This window comes from Clostridium aceticum, from assembly GCF_001042715.1.
GTDB lineage: Bacteria > Bacillota > Clostridia > Peptostreptococcales > Natronincolaceae > Andreesenella > Andreesenella acetica.
Genome location: NZ_CP009687.1, coordinates 2694940 through 2717846 on the forward strand (window position 1 = coordinate 2694940; position 22907 = coordinate 2717846).

The following is a 22907-nucleotide window of genomic DNA, read 5'->3' on the forward strand; positions in this document are numbered from 1 at the left end:
CATCATAGCTGTATGATGGTAACACGTTATTTCTTAAATGTTTTTTATAAATCTATGTTACTTAAAAGAATACTACCAACTTCTGGACTTACAATGCAATAGGATATATGCTTACCATCTACTTCTCCTGCCATGATAACGTGATCTTTAAAACCGTAGCTAGTCAGTTGGATACTATCTCCCCCCTCTAAAGTTATTCTTATGTTATTCCCCGCCAGCATAAGAATATATGCTCCATTATAGGTTGGGCTTGTATTTAATTGATTAACTATTTCATCTATCTCTTCTGCGGTAAAGGTCTTTATTTCTTCTTGCATCAAACTATATAGTTTCATTTCTTGAATAGAATCAATAGGTATCATTTTTCCCATTTCTTCTAATGACTCACCAATTTCATCTTGAATTATGTCATCACCATCCTGTTGCAGCTCTACCAAGTCCCCTTGGACTTTCTCTATATCACCCTTATGAAATCTGACTACAGCATGTGGATAGGTCAATGCCTGGGTGACAAAGTCTCCTTTGTCTGGATATCTTAATGTAGCGTAAACATAGGCTGTTTTTGGTATTACCTCAGTAATACTATCTATTTGCAGATTATAACCTCCAGTTGGTTTCTCTCCAGCTGCCACTAGGATATACTTCCACTCTCCATCTGTCAGAGAATAAATCCCCTCTGTAGCTAGGTTATCTTGATACCATTTTGATACAAGCTTATTTTCCTCAATGATTTCAGATGCTACTATCTCGAAGTCTATTATCTTTTCAACAGAAGGTATATCCATATTAGCATTAGTTTTAATTTTCATTATACGCAACACACTATCCCATTCCACCTTTGCTCCTAAGCTTTCGGTAACAAACCTGCCAGGAATAAAGGTACGCCCCTCCACAATTTTTGCTGGAACTTCTAATTTTAAGGTTTCTTCCTTGTATGTTCCATTAATATTTTTTACTATCTTTGCAGTATTTTCACCTACAGCTAATTCGATATTTACATCCTCTGTAAGTACTTTGACAATCCTTTCCTCTGGATGCCACTCGACCTTTGCTCCCAACTCCTCCATAACTCCTCGTAAAGGTATTAATGTTCGATTCTCTTGAATAAATGGCTTTACACTTGTTTGTATTTTTCGACCGTTTACTTGAATCTCCACACCTCTATCCTCTATTACCACATTACTTTGATAGGGTAATTGGTCTATCGGTAATGTGACCGCTTGTATCCCTTCAACAACGCTTACTTGTTCTTTTCCAAATAGCTGATAAAGATAATTGGCATTGGTTTCATCATAAGGTAAAATCCCTACCTCAACATAGTTTTCCCTAGGTCCTGTATGGGTTACAGTAAAGCCTGCCTCAGCGATTTCTTCAACATGGGTAACAAAAACATATTGATCAATCTCCTTCTGTTTTTCTAACAGATGACTTTCTATTCCTATTTCTATACTTGGCAGGATTCTATTTGATGCAATATCCCTTGGCATAGCTGAAACAGCACCCGACGAAATCATTGTGCAACACATCCCAATTACAGCAGCCTTTTTAAAATTTGATTTAATCATAAACTTTCCCTCCTCATTTATTTGCTACTATATGATTACATTTGTATGATAATTTTCGTTTTTTTATCTTAACAATACATTCTTAGCTAAAGACTCTACTCCTCCTTTCTGCAATCCTTTAATTATTAGACGTAACTTATATATTATTTGTTCCCCAATATTTATCTGAAAAACAGATATTTAACAAAAAACACTTAGCTACTACATCATGTAGTAGCTAAGTGTTTCAAGAGTTTTTCTTATTCCTTTTTTACTTAAAAAGCAGATTATACAGTACCTGTACTGCTTCTGCCCTTGTAGAAGTGGCCCTAGGCCTTAGGTGTACACCATCCCCTTGAATCATTCCAGTTTCTACAAAGCATTTCATCGCTTCTACTGCATAGTTCGCAATCTCTCCTGTATCATTGAAGTTATCAAGAGATCTACCGCTGCGCATCTCCTCTGGAAGTTGTTCCAACTTGTCTAATACTTTGTAGAGGATAACAAACATATCCTGACGTGTTATTGTTGCTTCAGGTAGATAGAGATTATCCCCTACCCCTGATACAAGTCCAAGTCTTTTTGCTGTTCCAAGGTAGCTGGTATAATACTTATTTCCGGCATCAAGGAAATTATCAGTGATCTGAGCGTCCAGCTCTATACCATAGGATTTCATCACCATAATTAGGAAATCAGCACGGGTCACGTTGTTTTGTGGAGCAAATCTTCCATCCCCCATGCCACTTACTATACCTCTTTCATAGAGACCATCAATAGCCTTAATCGCCCAAGCGTATTGATCCTTCACATCGGAAAAATAGGTGGACTGATCTATACTAATGATAAGCTCTTTACTTTCATTATGAAGTCTGTCAAGGGCAGTAACTACATAGGCTACCTTACTAGGATCATTATTCCCTCTATCTACAAATTCCTGAATATCCTTATTGCTTTTTCTTACAGTTGTTACTAGCTTTGCAGCACTTTCATCAGATTCAACGTCTATTTTACTATTTTTATCTATTCGATAAATTGCATAGTAAGCTGTATTGGGATCTTTATCAACCCATGAAAGCCTTATTCCATTTGAAAGAGCCTCTATCCTGCCCTGAGTAGGACTTTGAGGAGCCTTCCCTCCCTTCCAAGGCATAACAGGAACCAAGGATCTTGTTGACCATAAATCCTCCTTGATCATATTTACTACCTGCTGCTTATTGGGATCATTAAAATTTTGAAATCTAAACATGATGCTGCCCATTACTTCAGGCTTGACAACATTATATTTATGTTGTCGGATAAATTCTTCAACAGCATCATTTCCCAGAAAATATTGATCGGCATTGTCATTTACCTTATAAAGCGCCTGTCCTATATACAGATGTACATTTCTTCCTTTTATAACGTTGGACCACCATTCAGCAACTTCCCCATAGGGAGCACTGGGGTTAGCAAAGGTAAAATAGATCTGTGGAGCGATATAATCGATCAGCTCCTCTTGTACCCATTTTTTCGTGTCTGCAAAGCTTCTATCATAGTTAGGGAGACCAGCACTGGTATTGGAACCACTAGAATGTCCGTCCCTTTTATTGGCCCAGACCGCCGCAGGGCTTATACCAAACTTTACCCAAGGCTTTGTTGTTGTTATTTTATTTGAAAGCTCCTTTACCAACAAATAAGTATTGTTTCTTCTCCAATCTCCTAGATTTGAAAACTGACCTAAGTTATATTTGCTAAAGGTATCTTGATCTTGTAATTCCCCTAAGTAACTTTCGTAATAGAAATAATCGTCAAAGTGCACACCATCGATATCGTAATTATTTACTACCTCCATAACTCTTTTCATTACCCACTCCCTTGCTTCAGGAATACCTGGGTCTACAACAAATCTAGACATGGAGGTCCTAATCCATTCTGGATGTTCCTTGTAAACACTTTTATTTATGTTAAGGGAGGCTATCGTAGAATCACTTGTATTCATTGATATTCTGTAGGGATTAAACCATGCATGAAGTTCAAGGTTTCGTTTATGGGCCTCCTCTATAGCAAAAGCTAAGGGGTCAAAGCCAGGGTCCTTACCAAAGGTTCCTGTAAGATAACGGGACCAAGGTACAATATTAGATTTGTAAAAAGCATCTCCCTCAGCACTCACTTGAAAGAAAACAGCGTTCATATTCATCTCAACTGCTTTGTCCAAGATAGCAATAAACTCTTCCTTACTTTTTTGGATGCGTTGGTTATCGTTTCCTATGTTTCTAGTTTCCACTGATGGCCAGTCCAGATTTACAACAGTAGAAACCCAAGTTCCTCTGAGGTGTCTTTTGGCAGTCGGTGTTTGATTTGGTAAGTATCGGTTGTATGGATCCCATGGGTTTGATGCTGCAAAACCATGGATAGGCAGAGCAGCCACCATCAGCATAATAACAATACAAATACTGATAAGCTTATTTAAGTTACCTTTAATCAACGTTAAGTCCCCCTTTTTAATTATCGATTTACTAAGTTAATAACCTCTAAAAAGCGTTGTCATAAACAGGTTATAACTATCGGTAATTATATCAAAATTTTCCATCCATTTATAGACCTTATAAATTAACAAACCGTGAAAAATTTAGTAGATAAGTTAATTACTGTCTATCTTATCATGAGAAATTATTTTTTTAAAACACTGGTACTGTTTTAAAATCATTTTAATTTTACTACACATTCATTTCATAAGAAGTGTTATTTAATGAAATACCACTATTGACAGATTATCAATAGTGGTATTTGGTTATCATTAGCGTTAACTCAAACCATAACTTCTTATCCTTCGTTACTCCAAGATCCTTCGCTACCCTCAGGGTGACATTAGGAGAGAATTTTGGTAATAACTGTATTAAGTTAACGCCTATGATTTGGTTATTTCATTATTTTTGTAACTTTATTTTGCGTTTACTTATAATCCCTGCACCGATTAGTACACTTCCACCTATAAGATAGAGGGGAGTATTCGATGCCCTAGATTTAGGTGTTCCTTCACTTCTAGTCATAACAACATCAGCTTCAATTCCACCAGAAACTACCGTTGTACTGTACAGTTCAGCTTCTTGCCCCTCAACAATTTGAATCATATCTCTGCCGAATATTTCATAGAGGTATTCGGCATTTTCTTCACTATAGGGTGTAATACCTATTTCAACATAATCATCGAATGGCGCTGTGTGTGTGGCTTTGAAGCCTTTCTGGCTAATTTCTCCATTGTTCTCTTCAAATAAGTACTGATCAACTTCCTTTTGTTTTTCTACTATTTCCTCGGTGATTTCTCTAGGCTCTAAAGCTAGATATGAAATTGAAGCATCAGAAGAATCTACTGGCATCTCAAGCAAATTCTCAACCTGTCTTTCATCCACTTCAACCTGCTCAACCGGCATCTGGTCTGATACTAATGATGGTTGACTCCCATCTCCACTAGCAAAAGCCATGCTAGATGATAATGCCGCAAAGCATATACCTACGACCAGGGTTTTTGTAAATTTTGATTTAATCATAAAATAATTCCTCCTTATTTTGGTTTTACTTTGTATTTAAATGGCTTTATAACTGCAATAGATTTCCTATTCGATTTATTTTACCAAACCTTCCTCCTTTCTTTTCTTCACTTATTAGACGGAGATAACTTCATTTTCGTTCCCTTTTTTTGAAGGCACATCTCCTGGTATAAAAAGCCAAAACACTAACGCCCCCCCTGCTCTAAATTCTTTACATTGTTAAACAAGCCCTCATTCTCTTGTTTGCTAAGATGGAAAAGTATGATTATTTTTAGTAATGTCTGTAGATAATACTAAAAAAAGTGTGGTGATGGAATCATGTCTCCTAGAAGAAAAAGTAAAAGCAAACAATCTTATCCGACATTAAGTGATACTGAAAATACTGAAAGCACCGAGACTGAACTAACCGTTAAAAATTTACATAAAATTCTTGGTAGAAATAAAGATGTTATTTTTAGAGATATCTATATCAATGGAAATCATACGCTTCCCGTTACAGTAGTATTTGTTGATGGCTTAGTAGACTTAGATCAGATGAGTAACTATATTTTTAAGCCTCTCATACTGGACCCTAGGCTAGGTCTCATAAGCAATTTAAAGGATACCGTACAACTTATTGAAGATGAAATCATATACTTTCCCATGAAGGAAAGAAGATTGAAAATTGAAGATGTTGTACAAGATATATTAAATGGCAGTACAGCAATCGTCTTTGATGAAGAAAAGATAGCCATTACTTACTATACACAGGGATTTGAAAAAAGAGGGATTGAGGAACCTACAGGAGAGAATGTCATTAAAGGATCAAAAGATGCCTTTGTTGAAACATTGAGAACCAATACCGCTACCATCAGGAGAAAAATAAAATCTGAAAAACTTGTTATTGAAGAAACGATTGTCGGGCGGCAGTCCATGACCGACATTGCAATCGTATATATAAGTGAGCTTACAAATAAAACAATAGTAGATGAAGTAAAGAAAAGACTTGATCGTATTGATATCGATGGAATCATAACAACAACATATGTTGAAGAAAATATTATCGATAATCATTACTCCGTATTTCCCCAAGTGTTAACAACCGAAAGACCAGATAAATTTTGCTCTAATGTGTTACAGGGAAGAGTGGGCTTAATCATTGATGGACTACCTGCGGTCTATATCATACCCGCTACATTTGTCCAGTTTCTTCAGGCACCAGAGGATTATGCCCAGAATTATTTGATCAGTTCCATTATAAGATTGCTTCGCTATGTTCTTGTATTGGTGACACTGGTATTACCCTCTTTTTATATCTCAGTTACAACATTTCATCATGAAATGATCCCCACGGAGTTGGCACTTTCCATCGTAGGGTCCAAAGAAGGGGTGCCTTTTCCAACATTTGTTGAAGTAATACTAATGCTCATTGCCTTTGAAATACTGGTAGAAGCAGGATTGAGACTGCCCAAAACAATAGGGCAGGCAGTTTCTATTGTTGGTGCTTTAGTGGTAGGACAGTCAGCGGTAGAAGCAAAGTTAGTCTCCCCGGCAGTTGTTGTTGTAATAGCGATTACAGCTATTGCTACATTTACCATGCCTAATCAAGATTTTTCAAATGCCTTACGGCTATGGAGGTTTATTTTAGTTATCTTTAGCAGTATTATGGGGCTTTTTGGTTTGAGCATGGCCATGCTGCTGCTGTTATTTCACTTAAGTACATTAGAAACCTATGGAATTCCCTATCTTTCACCCTTTTCAGGAACTGACCAAAAACAAGTGCAGGATACTTTATTTAGGCTTCCAGTCCAATTTTTCACGAAACGTCCTATTAATCTAAAAACTACTAACAAAAAAAGGCAGGAATGATGGAGGTTTAGAAATGCAAAGAACTATTATAGCTATTGTTTTCTTAGTCCTTATAGCAGTATTTGCTTCTGGGTGTGATCCATCAATTTATGGCAAAGCCGAGATTGATAAGGTTGAGTTTATAAGGGTAGTTGCCATAGATAGGACACAAGGAGAGCATACTGGCGTAAGGATCACCATTACTTCAAAAAAAGCTGAAACAGGAACACGTGAAGCTGGAGGTGGTGAACCAGAAGTGGCTAATACCATGAGTGTCGAAGGTGAGACAGTATTTGAGGCAATCAGAAAGTTTTCCACATTTACGGATAAAAATTTATTCTTTGGTCATGTTGAATTCATTTTGATAGGTGAAGATGCCGCAAAGGAAGATGTCCTAAAATATCTTGATTTTTTTGTTCGCGACCATGAGTTAAGACTTAATGCAAAAGTTATTGTTGTCAGGGATGGAACTGCAAAGGAAGTAATTGATACAGGAAACACAAGTGAGCATTTTATATCCGAAAGACTAAACATTCTAATGGATGCCATAGGAGCAAACTCACTTTCTGCTGAAGTGGAACTGGTAAAGCTGTTACAAATGTTTGATAATGAATTTGCATCTGCTTATTTACCAAGTATCAGACTGAGCAACTTGATTGATAGAGAAAAAGGTGAAGAAGAAAAAAAAGATCTTCTTTTGGATCGATTTGCTGTATTTCAAGGGGGGAGACTCTTAGGTTATTTAAGTGAAGAACAATCAAGAGGTCTTAATTGGATTATTAACAAAATACAAACTGGTATTATTGTGGTAACAGATAAGCGGGGCGGCAAGGTATCTCTTGAAATCATAGACAGCCGTTCAAAAATTATTCCATCCTTTAATAAGGATATGCCGGAAGTTTTAATAAAAATCGGTCTGTCCAGCAATGTAGGGGAGATACAATCTTCCGAGGATGTTTTTAATATAGATACGATTAGTTATCTGCAACATCAACAAGAAAACATTGTGAAATCAGAGATAGAAAATGTTTTAATGTATGGACAAAAAAATAATGTAGATATATTTGGTCTTTCAACTGCTATTTACCACAGGTATCCAATAAAATGGAAGAGTGTCCAAGGAGAGTGGCAAGAGATTTTTCCAAAGCTTAAAATCAATATTGTAGTAGAATCCAAAATAAACAGAACCTATAATATAAGGACACCTATTACCAGAAAAAGTGGTGATAAGTAGTGATGATTCTTTTAAGTATTATCGTTATTGGACTTAGCATATTTGAAGTAAAGGGCATGTGGCGTAAAAAACAAAAAAAAGAAATGATCGTCTATATGGTACTAGTATTTATCACGATCACATTCGGGTGGTTTTATATATCCAATCCATATGCTCCAAGCTTTTCGGTAATGGTATTGAAATTATTAGGATTTGAAGTATAAAAGGAGAGGTTATATGCTGGCAGGCAGAGAACAGATATCCATTAGACAGGCAATGTTCCTTTTTTTAACAATCACATTTTCACCAGCAATTAGGTTGATTGCTACTTATACCTCACAAGTAGCAAAAGAAGCTTCCTGGCTCTCACCGTTGGTTTCTCTGATGATATTTATACCGGTTGTCTTAATGATGCAATCGGTATATAAAAATTATAAGGATATTTCCTATATGGAAGTGATGAATCATATTTTAGGGAGGATTATGGGTAAAATTGTACTAGTGATATATATGTTGTGGACAACAGCTATTATAGCACTATATACAAGGTATTATAGTGAACGGATTGTATCATCAATATTTCCCAATGTGAATATGAGTATTTTTATTATTGTAATGATTTTGCTGGTGGCCCTTGTACTGCGTACTGGTATCACCGTGATTGCTAGGATGAATGAGATTATTTTGCCAATAATTGTTTTTATATTTTTTGCCTTGATACTTTTTACTTTTCCAAGTATTGATGTAAAAAACTTAATGCCTGTAAGCTCTGATAGCATATGGCCCATAGCTAAGGCCAGTATGTCTATCAATGCTATTTTGTCCTATTTTTTTATAGTATTTTTTATTAGTGATAAGATCAGTAGTAAAGAAAACATAAAGAAAGTGGGAATACAAACGATTATTTTTCTTACAATAACAAACACTATTCTCATAGTTTCCACAGTAGGATCATTAGGCTACTCCATTACGCAACGTATACCACTACCGTTTTTAATTGTGGTGAAGCAAATATCATTATTTGATATATTACAAAAGCTTGAGCCAGTTGTGGTAGTCATGTGGATATCTTCGGATTTTGTGATTATTGTTGTTTTCACATATATTGTATTGCAAATGATAAAGTCCTTGTTTAACCTTTCGGATACCAAGCCCCTTATCAATATTTTTCTTATTTTTATATATATTTTTTCTTTATATATATGTAATAGCAGATTTGAGCTGGAACAATTTTCAGCAAAGGTTTTTACACCTGTTAATGTAGTGCTTTTCATCATTTTGCCATTTTTAATTTTTGCAGTAGGAAAAATACGCAAGAAAGTATAAGATGCCAAACAAGACCTCGTGGGGAGGCCTTGTTTAGCATCCAGATACTTACTCTTTTTTTCTCTTTTGATTTTGGTTCTAAAGATGCTTTATCGACACTTTTTAAAAGACTTCTATTCTTCCTATTCTATAAATTTGCGTTTTTAAAGCTAAAATCCCTGTTCTGTTCTATCGATGATCTCGTCTTGAAGTACCTTACTTAAATTATGGAAGTGATCACTATATCCAGCAACCCTTACAATAAGATCTTTATATTCCTTTGGATTGTTTTGTGCTTTTATTAAGGTTTGTCTATCTATTACATTAAATTGAATATGGTGACCATCCATACTAAAATACGACCTAATGAGTGACGCCATATTTTCTATTCCTTCATCCCCTGCAACGACAGATGGCGTGAATTTCTGATTTAAAAGGGTTCCGCCTGTTCTTAAATGATCCATCTTTGTTGCTGATTTTATCACTGCTGTAGGACCATATTGATCTGCTGCTTTTTCAGGAGAAATCCCTTCAGAAAGGGGTTTTCCTCGAAGTCTTCCGTTTGGACTAGCTTCCATTACTTCACCAAAATAAACATGGCATGTTGTAGGAAGCATATCTATTCTATATTTCCCACCCTTCATATTGTCTCTGCCAGTTACTTCATGATAAAAAGCATTAAATACATCCAACATGATGCCATCAGCATAATCATCGTCGTTTCCGTACTTAGGGGTTTTATTTAATACAATGTTATGAATAGCTGCATGTCCTTGGAAATTATCATTCATAGCTTTTATAAGTTCCTCCATAGTAAACCTTTTCTTATCAAAGACATTATATTTTATAGAGGATAAACTATCAGTTATGGTAGCTATTCCAACCCCTTGAATATAGTTTGTATTGTATCTTGCCCCTCCAGCATGATAATCCATTCCCTTGAGGATACAATCATCGGTGATGACGGATAAAAAGGGAGCCGGCATGTGTTTTGCATATATATTTTCAATAATATTGTTTCCTTGTACTTTTATATCAATAAAATATTTTAATTGCTTTTTGAATGCTTCAAATAGTACTTCATAGGTAGTAAACTCCGCCGCTTCTCCAGTAGTAAGTCCCAGTTGTTTTCCAGATAGCCTATCAAAGCCATTATATAGTGTTAGCTCCAGTATTTTGGGAATATTGAGATACCCGGTTAATATATAGGCTTCTTTTCCAAAGGCTCCGGTTTCAACGCAGCCACTAGCACCTCCTTGTCTTGCATCTTCGATGGTTTTTCCTGCCCCAAGAAGTTCCTGAATGATTGCATCAGTATTATAAAATGCAGGCTGCCCCCATCCTTTTCTTGAAACTTCGCAAGCTTTTTTCAAAAAATGCTGAGGTGTTTTTTTGCTGATTTGAACATTTGAACTTGGCTGCAAAATTTTCAGTTCATCCATCACCTCTAAAATTAAGTAGCTTATATCATTCACACCATCTGCTCCATCTTCCGTCACACCACCAGTATTTATATTAGCAAAATCAGTATAAGTGCCACTTTCCTTTAGGGTTATTCCAACTTTAGGAGGAGCCGGCTGATTGTTGAATTTAATCCAAAAACATTCCAAAAGCTCCTTTGCTTTTTCTTCATTTAGATTTCCTTCTTCAACTTCTTTTTTATAGAAGGGATAAAGATGCTGGTCAAGCCTTCCTGGGCTATAGGCATCCCATGTATTCATCTCCGTGGTAACCCCTACGTGAACAAACCAATACATTTGAAGTGCCTGATAAAAAGTCCTAGGAGCACTGGCTGGAACAGTATCACAATTTTCAGCTATGAGTAAAAGCTCTTTTTGTCTTTTTTCATCCTTTTCAATTTCTGAAAGCTTTCTTGCATATTCAGCATATCTTCTTCCATAAATCATTATCGCATCACAACATATAGCCATAGCCTCAAGCTGGACTTTTTTATCAAATGCCCTTGTATCACTGTGGAAATCTAGTTTTTCTAATGCTCTTTTTATGTCTTCTTTAAAACCTAAAAATCCTTTTTTATAGATTTTTCCATCAGCAACCGTATGTCCAGGACCTCGTTGTTCCATAAACTCTGTAAAAATACCATTTTCATAACAATCTCTCCACTCAGGTGTCATATGATCAAAAATCTTTTTCCTAATAGACCTTTTTTCCCAATAGGGAATTATTTTGTTAGCCTGAATCTCCTTAACTTCATCGCTTACCTTAAAGGATATTTTTTCCCTAGCATCCATTATTTTAAAGTCTTCTAGCCTATGACAACAAATTTCTGGATAAGTAGGCGCACCTTGAGGATTTTCCCCTTTTTCTCCAACGATTAATTCATCTTCATTAATACATAAAGTTCTATTTTCCATAAAGTGTTTAAAAGCAAGGGCTCTAAGTATGGGTATTTCAACACTTCCCTCATATTTTTCGTAAGCTTCACTGATCAACACAGCTCTTTCAATAGAAATATGTGGCTGGGTACTTAAACTGTTTTTTCTAAGTCTTCTTATTCTTTCATTCATACCTCTTTCCATAAAGCTATCCCCCTATCTTAACTTTGAAGTTATTTTTCTCAAATAATGTTTTTATTTCCTGAAGCCTTTCATCACTAGGCTTTTTCATTAAAGCATATTCATATTTCATATTTAGCCTTTTATATTTGTCACTGCCAATTTCATGATATGGCAATAAATTTATATGTACTATATTAAGATTTTTAATAAACTTTACTATGGCGTTTATATTTTCATTGTCTGTATTTATACCTTCTATTAATGGGAGTCTTAAATAAATCTTTGCACCTTTTTTAGAAAGTTCTTTTAAATTGTCAAGAATCACCTCATTAGGCACTCCTGTGTATTTTTTATGTTCTTGTGAATTCATTAACTTTAAATCATATAAAAATATATCTACATCCTCTAATAGTTTTTCAAAGTGCTGAAAACTTACTTGTCCACATGTATCAATGGCAACAGAAATTCCTTTGGTCTTACACTTTCTTGCAATTTCATGGAGAAAATCTATTTGGTGCATAGCTTCCCCCCCTGAAAATGTTACACCGCCCCCTGACTGTTCATAAAAAATTTTGTCCTTTTCAATTTCCTTCATAAGTTCACTAGTTGTATATTCTTGTCCCACTATTTCACGTGCATTATTTATACAAAATTCTGTACAGTTTTCACAAAAATTGCACTTTTCAGAGTCCACATCAATATTTTCTGTTTTTATATGGATAGCACCAATACTACACTTCCTTTGACAGCCTCCGCATAAATTGCATTTTTCTTTATTATACATCATCTGCTTATGATAGGATTGATTTTCTGGATTGTGACACCATATGCATTTTAAAGGACAACCCTTTAAAAATACGGTTGTTCTTATACCTGGACCATCGTGAAGAGAATATTTTTGTATATTTGTAATTAAAGCCTTATTCACCGCCATCCCCCCTTAGTGTATTAAACTTAACTTTAGAAACATGCATCTATAATATAGGTAAACAACATCAGGACTTAATTTTGATATACTAAGGGCTACATTTGCAACCCACGGTTTTGGGGCGAAACCGTAGACCGTGTATATTAAAATTTAACTTTAGAAGCGCACATCTATATAGATAACCAGCTACAAAGCTTAACAAAATGCAGACTGGATGCATTTGCAAGAAATGACTACAATGTTCAATTCATGTAAGTGGAAAATCCGTAAAGAAATTTGCATGTTTGAGCGGTAGCGAGTTTGCAAATTTTAGGATTTTTCACTGGAGTGAATTGCTAACATTGTTCATTTCTGAAACCGCAGGAAGGCGTATTTTGTTAAGGTATAAAATTGGTTATCTATAATAACTATCCTTACCATGTTATTTATACGGTTATCCTTATATTATATCCTACATCCTACTCCTATCCAATCAACACTTGCTTTTTACAGGTTTGTTATGATTTATCATCTCTAAGCATCTTCATATCAATTTCTTCATGATCTAAAAACATGTTAAACATCTGTTGATATCTTAGCAGATGCTATTATTGCACATAAAAATAGGGAGTTTCCTCCCTATTTTTCAACTATAGCAAATTCTATAAATATTTCCTTATCCGTATTTTTGTTTTATCTTTCTTTTATTTCTAATTCATAAGCATGAACCTAAACTATAATTTGTCATCATTATTCCAAGATCCTTTGCTACCCTCAGGATGACAATTGGAGAGGATTTTAGAAATAATTGTGTTAAGTTAATGCCTATGATTTCTAATTAGCATTACTTACATTACAAGCCTTATTCACCTTTTTAGTTTAATAAAATCCTCATAAATTCCTCTCCTGTTATGGTTTCTCTTTCAATAAGGTAGCGAGATAGTTCATGGAGCTTATCTATATTTTCCTTTAATATATTGATGGCCTTTTCATGAGCTTTTTTAATGATATCAAGCACTTCTTCATCAACTTTAGATGCAGTTTCTGGTGAACAGGTCAAAGATGCATCTCCTCCAAGGTACTGATTAGAAACAGTTTCTAATCCCATCATGTCAAAGTTTTTGCTCATTCCCAATCGTGTCACCATCATCCTTGCTATTTTCGTAGCCTGTTCAATATCATTTGAAGCACCTGAGGTATAGGTACCAAAAACTAATTCCTCTGCAGCACGGCCACCAGTATAAGTTGCAATTTTATTCAAGGCTTCTTCTTTCGTCATCAGTACATTTTCCTCCTGTGCCACCTGCATCGTGTAACCAAGAGCTCCAGAGGTTCGGGGGACGATGGTAATTTTGTGGACAGGAGCGGATTCCATCTGCTTTGCAGCAACAATGGCATGGCCAATTTCGTGATAGGCAATAATCTGCTTTTCTTTTGGTGAAATAACAGCTCCTTTTCGCTGATACCCTGCAATGACAACTTCTACTGCTTCTTCTAAATCATTTTGTACTACATAATTGCGGCCACATTTTACTGCCCTTAGGGCACCTTCATTAATAATGTTAGCAAGTTCTGCTCCTGATGCCCCTGAGGTTGCTCTAGCTATTGCGTTGAAGTCAATCTGGCTATCTACTTTTATTTTCTTAGCATGAACTTTGAGTATAGCTTCTCTACCTGAAAGGTCTGGCAGCTCCACCGGCACACGGCGGTCGAATCTTCCTGGACGAAGTAATGCCTTGTCAAGAGATTCAGGTCTGTTGGTTGCCGCAAGAATAACAACCCCCTGTTCTCCGCTAAAACCATCCATCTCTGTTAATAGCTGGTTTAATGTTTGCTCTCGCTCATCATTTCCTCCTAAGCCTCCATTGTCCCGTTTTTTACCTATTGTGTCGATCTCATCGATAAAGATAATACATGGCGCCTTAGCTTGTGCCTGTTTAAATAGATCCCTTACTCTTGCAGCTCCCATACCTACAAACATCTCAACAAACTCTGAACCAGAAATTGAAAAGAAGGGTACTTTTGCCTCTCCCGCTACAGCCTTTGCAAGAAGAGTTTTTCCTGTACCAGGTGGTCCCACCAGCAAAGCTCCCTTAGGCATAATGGCACCTATTTCTTTATATTTTATTGGATTATTAAGAAAATCTACAATTTCCGTTAAAGCCTCCTTAGCTTCGTTTTGTCCTGCAACATCAGAAAAAGTTTTTCCTGTTTCTTTTTCAACATAAACCTTGGCATTACTCTTACCAAAACCCATCATCCCTCCCCCCATATTTTTATTGATAGATTTTGTTAGCATTTGACCAAGAGCGATAAAAATCACAATGGGAAAAATCCAGCTTAACATCAAGCTTACTAAAGGTGAATTTTCTTTTGGAATAACTCTAGAAAACCTAACCTCAGCATCATAAAGGCGATTCACTAGTTCTGGATCATCCATACGACCTGTTACGAATATCTTTTCTTCTCCTTCATAATCCAATGCTGTAAAGGCAATTTGATTTTCTTGGATTTCTACAGTTTGTATGGTACCATCTTCAATTTTCCCTAAAAATGTGCCATAGTCTACTTGAGTAATGTTTCTTTGTACTATTAAAGGAAAAACAAAAGCGTTTAATAGCATGACAACCATCATTGCTGTTATATAATAATAAATCATTGGTTTTTTAGGATACTTTTCTTTTTTCATGTCACAACCTCCTTTATGATCATTTTCTTATAGATGTATCATTAGCGTTAACTTAAGCCATAATTTGCCATCCTGAGTGGAGCAAAGCGGAGTCGAAGGATCTTAGTGTTAGTAAAATTCTTCGCTACTCCAAGATCCTTCGCTGCGCTCAGGATGACAGTTCAAGAGAATTTTCGTAATAATTGTATTAAGTTAACGCCTATGATAGATGTATACCCCTAAATTTTAATATGCTAAGGGCTCCACGGTTTTGGGGCGAAACCGTAACTTAAAAACACGCATCTATAATATAAAGCTATTGTATACTTCTAATATGAACTAAATATGAACTATTATTTTAGGCACAAAAAACATGCTGCATTTGATGACTAATCAATACAGCATGTTTAAACTTCTTAGATTCTAGATAGCTATATTTTTAAAAACCTATAGTGGCAGCTCCACTATAAAAACAGCTCCTTGATCAGGTTTACTTTCTACACAAATATTACCACCATATAAATCAAGGATACGCTTTACAAGCGGTAAGCCTAATCCGTTCCCTTCATGAGAATGGGACTTGTCTCCTTGATAAAATTTCTCAAAAACTCGATCCATAGTTTCTTTCTTCATCCCAATACCCTGGTCTATAATTTTGACTTTTATAATCTCATCTATTTGCTTCAATTGAATATTGATGGTACTATTGCTATGGGAAAACTTGATGGCATTGTCTATTAGGTTGATCCAAACTTGTTGAAGTAACTCCTCATCTCCTTGATAGGAAACTTTATCAAGATGGATATCAAATTCAATATTCTTTTTACTCCATTGATACTCAAGCAGCAAAACACTTTTTCTAATTTGTTCATCTAAGGAAAATACTGCTTTTTTCTCTAAAATCTCTTGATTTTCAAGCTTTGAAAGCTTTAGTATATTCGATGAAAGGTTAGACAATCTCGTTGTTTCTTCAACAATAATATTTGTATATTCTTCTCTTTCCATTTCAGATAAATTACCTTTTTGCAAAAGCTTAGCAAAACCTTGAATAGACGCGATAGGCGTTTTGAATTCGTGGGATACATTAGTAATAAAATCTTTTCGGAGATGCTCTATATTTCTTAGTTCTCTGGTCATTTTGTTAAAATGCTGTGTTAACTGCCCAATCTCATCGCAGCTTTTGTTTACAACCTGTATATCGAAATTACCCTTTGCCACTTCTTGAGTAGCAGCGGTTAGTTTTAGTATCGGTTTAACTGCTCTTTTAGCTAATAATGTAACCAGCAAAGCCCCTATAGTAACATACAAAAGTAGCGAAAGCCATATACGAGATGCAACAATCTTAAAAACAGTATTGTGGGGATATAGGCTTATTTGAATATAAGCCTCGTCTACCATCAGTATTGTTACCGGGTCATGAAATCTACCTTCAGTTACAAAAATAGTTTTATTGTTTTCAAGCTTTTTTAATTTTCCCTCAGTTATTTCCATCTCCTCAATATTCTCAATTCTACTGATTTCATACATTGAAGCAGGCATAATATTGAGAATTTCCTCTATCGTTAAATCTGTCTTTTTTTGTAATTCTAGTATAGAAATAGCGATTTCCTTTTGACTTAACTGTATTTCATTTTCAATATTTTTCGTGTAAAGAGTAGATACAACAAAGGACAAAGTAGATGAAGTACAGATAAGAACAATAAAAAATAAAGCCAATTTTAAGGTAACCTTTTTCATGTTTTTGTCTCCGCCTTATATCCTAGTCCCCTAACCGTAACAATTTCAAATTCACTACAATCAACAAACTTTTCCCTTAAGCGCTTAATATGAACATCCACTGTACGCTCATCGGTTTCCGCCTCCATGCCCCATATTTCGTCCATGAGTTGTTGCCTTGTAAATATTTGTTTGGGATAACTAAGAAGTTTGTATAAAAGATAAAATTCTTTTTTCGGTAATACCCTCCTATTTCCTTTTCTATTGACAGTCAATGTATTGTAATCAAATTCTATTTCACCAATGATTAACCTAGATTCATTAACAATGCGAGATCGGCGTAATAAGGCTGCTACTCGTAAAACCATTTCATCCATATCGATAGGCTTTACCATATAATCATCAGTTCCCACAAGAAAACCCTTCTTTTTATCCTCAAGCGTTTCTTTAGCAGTGATCATTAAAATCGGTAGATTATAATTTGATTTTCTAAGGGCATCTGTCAGGGTATATCCATCCATATTAGGCATCATAATATCACTAATGATTAAATCTATATGAGTAGTATCCAATATTCCTAAGGCTTCTAATCCATCTTTGGCATTTAAAACATGATAGCCCTGTTGTTTTAAGATAGCCATCATGAGTTTTTGAAGATTTTTGTCATCCTCCACCACTAGAATATTCACCATTTATCTCACCTCTTTTCTATATCTTACTTTATAAACAGTAACTTCAGTTTGGTTCTTCTTAATCCTACTATATAAAGTTAATATGAACTGAGTATGAACTTTTGGCTGAATTTTTTATTTATAATTTAGCTAATCCTTTAAATAATTCTACAGAGGTTTCTATAATTTCATCTGGGAAGTCATATCCACTGGTATGAATATGAGGATGATTTACGCCATTTCCAACGTAGCAAATAGCACCCTTCGTCTCCTTCAAGTAGTGACCAAAATCTTCAGAAGTCCTAAACCCTACCTCCATTTCAATTAATTCAATGCCTGTTTGCTTGCAAACTTGCCTAATTTTATCAGAACTTTCCCCATGGTTTGATGTTACAGGGAAAACATCATGATAGGAAAAATTTACTTCGAGGTCATATGCTTCTCCCTCTTTTAATGCAAGGTTCTCAAGGTTTTTTTGAAGTTCATCTAATTCCTCTTCAAACTCTGCACGAATCGTCAATAGTAAACTCCCTTTACTAGCAGCTATACCAAAGGCTCTTTCTCCAATATCCACCTGTATAATTGTACATAGTATAATTCCCTTGTTGTTTACTTCGTATGTATACTGTGGAATAGCATTAATCATCTTAGCAATCGCATAGGCAGGATTTGTACCAAGTTCTGGCTGACTAGCATGGGTAGGGATACCTTCCATGTGTATTGCCATTCCTCTAGAAGCAAAATTGACGGTCCCATCTATTACATTGACAGAATTTAAAGGCATTCCACTCATATTGTGATAGGCAAATATCTCCTCGATGTTATGCTCTCTAATAAGAGCTACACACTGGGCAGCTCCATCTCCAGTTTCCTCTGCATGTTGGAAAAGAAAAAAAATGTTTTTATCTATACCATACTGATCAATTTCAAGAGCAAAACCTGCAAGGGAAGCAGCATGTCCATCATGACCGCATTTATGAGAAACACCTGGATTTTGAGATCCATGAGGGATATTCATATTTTCATCCATAGGAACTGCATCAAAATCTGCACGAAAAGCAATATTTTTTTTATCATTACCAGCATGATATATGGCATAAAACCAAAGGCCTCTGTCCACAATTTCTAAGTTTGTATGCTTTTTTAAGAAGTCCATTAGACTTTGTTTTGTCTTCACTTCATGGTTTGAAATTTCAGGAATACGGTGTAGTTCATGCCGCAACTGTCTCACTAACACTAAATTTTCTTGTTTCAACTTTTCATCTCTCCTTTATGATTTTTCCGTCCCCAACTAACGAATGCTTTAAGATTCGTACTAGTTTAATAATACACTTAAAATAGTTTCTATCCTACCCCATCAATTATCATGATTTAAAAAAACGCCTTTCATCCTACGATTGAAACCGTAGAATAAAAAGCGGATTTGCTGTAAGATTTAATTTCTATTGACTTCATTGTTGATACATTTATAATAGAGATAAATGTATTATCACAAGAAAGCACACTGTCATCTACTCTAATCATCTAATTATACATATAGCTATATAACTTTTCAACTCAAAAAGATTATAGGTTTCTTTTATTAACCTAAATAACTTATACAAGGAGATTTTATTATGAAACAAATTTATGCTCGTCTGCTGCGTTTACTATGGGGACTTGTCCTATATGCCCTTGGGATTGTCGTTACAATGAATGCCCATATGGGGTATGCTCCATGGGATGCTTTCCATGTTGGATTTGCAAAAACAGTAGGCATAAGTATAGGAACCGTTTCAATTATAGCTGGAATAATTATTGGAATAATAACGGTATTGCTTGGGGAAAAACTCGGGCTAGGTACTATTTTAAACATGGTGCTTATTGGGGTATTTATCGATATCCTTCTTGGATTTCATATCATCCCTATAGCAAATAACTCTATATTTGGAATCATCATGCTTATTACAGGGCTGTTTATAATCGCTTTAGCCTCATACTTTTACATTGGTTCATCATTCGGAGCCGGTCCAAGAGATAGTTTAATGTTTGCACTTACTCGAAAAACGGGATTACCCGTAGGTGTCTGCCGTGGAACAATTGAGCTTTTAGCCGTGTTTGTTGGTTGGAGACTTGGAGGCATGATTGGTATTGGAACAATTCTATCTGCCTTTTTGATAGGATTTTGTGTTCAGACAACCTTTAAGTTGCTTAAGTTTGATGCAACAGAAATCAAACACGAAACATTAGATCAAACATATAAAAACCTTTTTAGTTATAAAAAAGAAGAGTTTCATGAGAAAGAAGCAATTGAAAATTTGAAACCTTAGTAATTTTTTTACCTAAATAGGGTGTTCACTAAGCTGGAGGGTAACCAACTTAGTGAACTGGGGAGTAAAAACTATGAATTTGTTTAAAATAAAAAGCCATGAAGGTTATTTTGCAACCTTCATGGCTTTGTATCTTCTTTATTGTCTTCATGACAATTTATCGTTATTTTTTTAACATCTCTTTAGTAAGAGTATAACCTATACCTAAAAGTTTGTCAATACTTTTATACATATTTATCATAGGCGTTAACCTAACACAGTTATTAGCAAAATTCTCTCGAACTGTCATCCTGAGTGTAGCGAAGGATCTTGGGATAACGAAGGATGACAAATTATGGTTTGAGTTGACCCTTATGAAATATTTATAAAAGTATCAGCTTGATTAAGATCCTTAAAATACTATATGAAAAATCTTCTAGAAACCAAACTACATATTTTTCAACGCATCAATAGTAATAAATTTATAACCTTTTTGGGATAAAGATTCTAATATACCTTCAATAGTTCTCAACCCATTTTCAGTATTATCATACATTGGATGCAGCAAAATAATAGAACCTGGTTTAATATTATTACTCACATAATCTACTTTATCAGAAACAGAAAAATAATAGCTCTCTGGTTCAATATCCCACATAATTGTTTCTATGCCTTGCTTTTTTAAATAATAAGGCAAAATAACAAGTTTTTTTCCATTAGGGGCACGAAAATCTATCTCCCCTTTGTAACCAGTTTCCCGTATTAAATTATTGGTCATTTCAATTTCTTTCTTAATAAAAGAAGGGCTTTTAAAAATCATTCTCTCATGAGAGTAAGTATGATTTCCAATTTGATGTCCTGCTTTTGCTATATCTTTTCCTAAATACATATTGTTTTCTAACTCACTTCCAATAAGGAAAAACGTCGCCTTAGCATCGTATTGATCCAACAAGAGTAGTATTTCTTCTACATTTGATGTTGGTCCATCATCAAATGTCAAAGCAACTACTTTCTCCTGTGTATCTACACGATAAGTTAAACCACCGAACAATTGGTATGTTCTAGAATTCATTAATTTATATCCACCAATTAAAAAAACTAGTATTACTAATATAGCCGATGCACCAATAGCTATTTTTCTTCTTTTATTCATAAAGTAACCTCTCTTACATTCAAAGTTTCAGCAGAACTATATAATCGTGTCAAGTCTAAAAATGTGCTACCACACATTATATATAATATTTGCTTAGTTATCAAGGGTTTACAAATACAGCTCATTTCGTTAATATGCCAATCAAAGCGTCCCTTTGACACTTTGACATTCTTTGGTATTCTTGTATTTTAATTATGTTTTGTTTCAATATCTTTATTGGCTTTTTTAAAACCATTTTCCCTAATGCTAAGTTTATAGCCTAGATTAACAATTAGATTATGCATTATATTGGTTTTAGATATGATCATTCTTTTTAGTATAGATTTAAATGAGTAGAATTCCCTTCTAAACCACATATAGCCTTCATATAGTTCCTCCTTCGTCATGTTTTTAGGTTTATAAACTACGGATGTTTTTCCATTGTAATGCCTCCAATCCTTAGACAACAGCCTTTCCTCTTTTTTTAATTGTTGATATAGAGGTGTTTGAGGCAGAGGTGTTAATATGCTTACAGTGGTACCGTCTATCCCTAAGTTATTACAAGCTTTCAGTGTTGCTTCGAAGGTGTCTTTTCTATCATGATCAAATCCAAAGATAATACCTGCCTGTACTGATATGCCATAAGTATGTATTGCGTTAATTATTTTTTTGTATTTCATTACATCATTGATTCCTTTATTTACCTCCTGAAGATTTTCCTCAGAAAAGGATTCCAGCCCAATAAATAAATACATACACCCTGACTCCTTTGCCAGCTGAAGCAATTCTTCATCTTTACATCGCTCCAAGGTAACCTGTGCAGCCCACTTTTTTTTCAGTTTTTTTAGTTCCTTCATAAGACTCTTTACATAATTTATATCTCCAAAAAAGTTATCATCCCAAAATACAAAATACTTACTTTTAATACTTCTTATATCTTCTATAACATCTTCTACAGGTCGCACTCTAAATTCATCACAGTAAATCTGTTTCAAGTTGCAGTAGCTGCATTTATAAGGACATCCTCTTGTGGCGAAGACTGCTCCCTTCGTGAAATATCTCTTCCCAATTAAGTCCCTTCTGGGGATAGGTAGCTTATTTAGAGATGGAATATTACTGCAAGAATAACGATCTGAGGGAGTACTATGGTAAAAATCATTTAGAAATATTGGCCATGTTTCTTCCGCCTCTCCTATAATAATATAGTCACAATGCTCCTCAGTCTCATCAGGTAGTAATGTCACATGCGGTCCTCCCATTACAATCTTTGAACCCTTTTCCTTAAATATCTTAGCAATTTCATAGCAATGGGTAGCATTTGATGTATTAACTGTTAAGGCTACTAGGCTAAAATCCCTATCATAGGGAATCCTTTGATTATACTCATCTACTAAAGTGATTTCATATTTTGATTCATCGATAAAAGCTGCTAAATATGGCATTGTTATTTGTATAAAGTTATTAAACTGCTTCCTTCTAAAGCGATTAATTTCCCTATTTTCTGGTGTGATTAATAAAATAGTTTTTTTCACCCTACATTCATCTCCCCTAACATAGACTTATCAATATATTTTAACAACATATACCTAG

16 protein-coding genes are annotated in these 22907 nt (G+C 35.0%); 5 read left to right on the forward strand and 11 right to left on the reverse strand.

Annotation, left to right across the window (positions count from 1 at the left end; all coding sequences use genetic code 11):
* Positions 1–44: 44 nt before the first annotated feature.
* From CACET_RS19525 to CACET_RS12540, 3 genes are all read right to left on the reverse strand, one after another.
* Positions 45–1565, reverse strand: coding sequence for a stalk domain-containing protein (locus tag CACET_RS19525; protein WP_052661406.1), 1521 nt, complete (start codon positions 1563–1565; stop codon positions 45–47).
* A gap of 250 nt (positions 1566–1815) precedes the next feature.
* On the reverse strand, positions 1816–4008 hold the full coding sequence (locus tag CACET_RS12535; protein WP_341410218.1) for a family 10 glycosylhydrolase: 2193 nt from the start codon (positions 4006–4008) through the stop codon (positions 1816–1818).
* A 442-nt stretch (positions 4009–4450) separates the two neighbouring features.
* On the reverse strand, positions 4451–5071 hold the full coding sequence (locus CACET_RS12540; protein ID WP_052661404.1) for a hypothetical protein: 621 nt from the start codon (positions 5069–5071) through the stop codon (positions 4451–4453).
* 318 nt (positions 5072–5389) lie between these two features.
* Here CACET_RS12540 and CACET_RS12545 point away from each other — a divergent pair, with 318 nt between their 5' ends.
* From CACET_RS12545 to CACET_RS12560, 4 genes are read left to right on the forward strand one after another with little or no spacing between them, the layout of a single operon-like run.
* On the forward strand, positions 5390–6919 hold the full coding sequence (locus CACET_RS12545; RefSeq protein ID WP_044824730.1) for a spore germination protein: 1530 nt from the start codon (positions 5390–5392) through the stop codon (positions 6917–6919).
* A gap of 13 nt (positions 6920–6932) precedes the next feature.
* Positions 6933–8132 carry a Ger(x)C family spore germination protein gene (locus tag CACET_RS12550; protein WP_044824729.1) on the forward strand — a complete coding sequence of 400 codons (1200 nt, stop codon included), beginning with the start codon at positions 6933–6935 and terminating at the stop codon, positions 8130–8132.
* Positions 8132–8335 (forward strand): hypothetical protein, encoded by a 204-nt coding sequence (locus CACET_RS12555; RefSeq protein WP_144414772.1) that lies wholly within the window; start codon positions 8132–8134, stop codon positions 8333–8335. The genes CACET_RS12550 and CACET_RS12555 overlap by 1 nt, the downstream gene beginning before the upstream one ends.
* A gap of 13 nt (positions 8336–8348) precedes the next feature.
* Positions 8349–9437 (forward strand): GerAB/ArcD/ProY family transporter, encoded by a 1089-nt coding sequence (locus CACET_RS12560; protein WP_044824727.1) that lies wholly within the window; start codon positions 8349–8351, stop codon positions 9435–9437.
* Positions 9438–9586: 149 nt separating this feature from the next.
* Here CACET_RS12560 and hypD read toward each other — a convergent pair whose 3' ends face one another.
* The 6 genes from hypD to CACET_RS12590 all read right to left on the reverse strand — a co-directional run bounded on the left by hypD (position 9587) and on the right by CACET_RS12590 (position 19152).
* On the reverse strand, positions 9587–11956 hold the full coding sequence (gene hypD, locus CACET_RS12565; RefSeq protein ID WP_044824726.1) for a trans-4-hydroxy-L-proline dehydratase: 2370 nt from the start codon (positions 11954–11956) through the stop codon (positions 9587–9589).
* Between the two features lie 4 nt (positions 11957–11960).
* Complete coding sequence (locus CACET_RS12570; RefSeq protein ID WP_479722625.1) at positions 11961–12869, reverse strand: trans-4-hydroxy-L-proline dehydratase activase; 909 nt, start codon at positions 12867–12869, stop codon at positions 11961–11963.
* 847 nt (positions 12870–13716) lie between these two features.
* The gene (gene ftsH, locus CACET_RS12575; protein ID WP_044824724.1) at positions 13717–15531 is read right to left on the reverse strand and encodes an ATP-dependent zinc metalloprotease FtsH; all 1815 of its coding nucleotides are present in this window, start codon (positions 15529–15531) and stop codon (positions 13717–13719) included.
* A 426-nt stretch (positions 15532–15957) separates the two neighbouring features.
* Positions 15958–17247, reverse strand: a complete 1290-nt coding sequence (locus tag CACET_RS12580; RefSeq protein WP_052661401.1) for a HAMP domain-containing sensor histidine kinase — start codon at positions 17245–17247, stop codon at positions 15958–15960.
* Positions 17244–17918: a response regulator transcription factor gene (locus CACET_RS12585; protein WP_044824723.1), complete on the reverse strand. Its 675-nt coding sequence runs from the start codon at positions 17916–17918 to the stop codon at positions 17244–17246. The genes CACET_RS12580 and CACET_RS12585 overlap by 4 nt, the downstream gene beginning before the upstream one ends.
* 118 nt (positions 17919–18036) lie before the next feature.
* The gene (locus CACET_RS12590; protein WP_044824722.1) at positions 18037–19152 is read right to left on the reverse strand and encodes an amidohydrolase; all 1116 of its coding nucleotides are present in this window, start codon (positions 19150–19152) and stop codon (positions 18037–18039) included.
* 361 nt (positions 19153–19513) lie between these two features.
* Between CACET_RS12590 and CACET_RS12595 the strand changes: the two genes are divergently transcribed.
* Positions 19514–20206 carry a YczE/YyaS/YitT family protein gene (locus CACET_RS12595; protein ID WP_044824721.1) on the forward strand — a complete coding sequence of 231 codons (693 nt, stop codon included), beginning with the start codon at positions 19514–19516 and terminating at the stop codon, positions 20204–20206.
* Positions 20207–20633: 427 nt separating this feature from the next.
* On the opposite strand, the gene CACET_RS12600 is transcribed toward CACET_RS12595, so the two are convergent.
* Complete coding sequence (locus CACET_RS12600; RefSeq protein ID WP_044824720.1) at positions 20634–21338, reverse strand: polysaccharide deacetylase family protein; 705 nt, start codon at positions 21336–21338, stop codon at positions 20634–20636.
* A gap of 188 nt (positions 21339–21526) precedes the next feature.
* Positions 21527–22849, reverse strand: a complete 1323-nt coding sequence (locus tag CACET_RS12605) for a B12-binding domain-containing radical SAM protein (protein ID WP_044824719.1) — start codon at positions 22847–22849, stop codon at positions 21527–21529.
* Positions 22850–22907: the final 58 nt, after the last annotated feature.

Excerpts from the sequence above, each read along its gene's own strand:
- CACET_RS19525 (WP_052661406.1), bottom strand. The coding sequence starts at position 1,565 with ATGATTAAATCAAATTTTAAAAAGGCTGCTGTAATTGGGATGTGTTGC.
- CACET_RS12540 (WP_052661404.1), bottom strand. The coding sequence starts at position 5,071 with ATGATTAAATCAAAATTTACAAAAACCCTGGTCGTAGGTATATGCTTT.
- CACET_RS12545 (WP_044824730.1), top strand. The coding sequence starts at position 5,390 with ATGTCTCCTAGAAGAAAAAGTAAAAGCAAACAATCTTATCCGACATTA.
- CACET_RS12550 (WP_044824729.1), top strand. The coding sequence starts at position 6,933 with ATGCAAAGAACTATTATAGCTATTGTTTTCTTAGTCCTTATAGCAGTA.
- CACET_RS12560 (WP_044824727.1), top strand. The coding sequence starts at position 8,349 with ATGCTGGCAGGCAGAGAACAGATATCCATTAGACAGGCAATGTTCCTT.
- hypD (WP_044824726.1), bottom strand. The coding sequence starts at position 11,956 with ATGGAAAGAGGTATGAATGAAAGAATAAGAAGACTTAGAAAAAACAGT.
- CACET_RS12570 (WP_479722625.1), bottom strand. The coding sequence starts at position 12,869 with ATGGCGGTGAATAAGGCTTTAATTACAAATATACAAAAATATTCTCTT.
- ftsH (WP_044824724.1), bottom strand. The coding sequence starts at position 15,531 with ATGAAAAAAGAAAAGTATCCTAAAAAACCAATGATTTATTATTATATA.
- CACET_RS12580 (WP_052661401.1), bottom strand. The coding sequence starts at position 17,247 with ATGAAAAAGGTTACCTTAAAATTGGCTTTATTTTTTATTGTTCTTATC.
- CACET_RS12585 (WP_044824723.1), bottom strand. The coding sequence starts at position 17,918 with ATGGTGAATATTCTAGTGGTGGAGGATGACAAAAATCTTCAAAAACTC.
- CACET_RS12595 (WP_044824721.1), top strand. The coding sequence starts at position 19,514 with ATGAAACAAATTTATGCTCGTCTGCTGCGTTTACTATGGGGACTTGTC.
- CACET_RS12600 (WP_044824720.1), bottom strand. The coding sequence starts at position 21,338 with ATGAATAAAAGAAGAAAAATAGCTATTGGTGCATCGGCTATATTAGTA.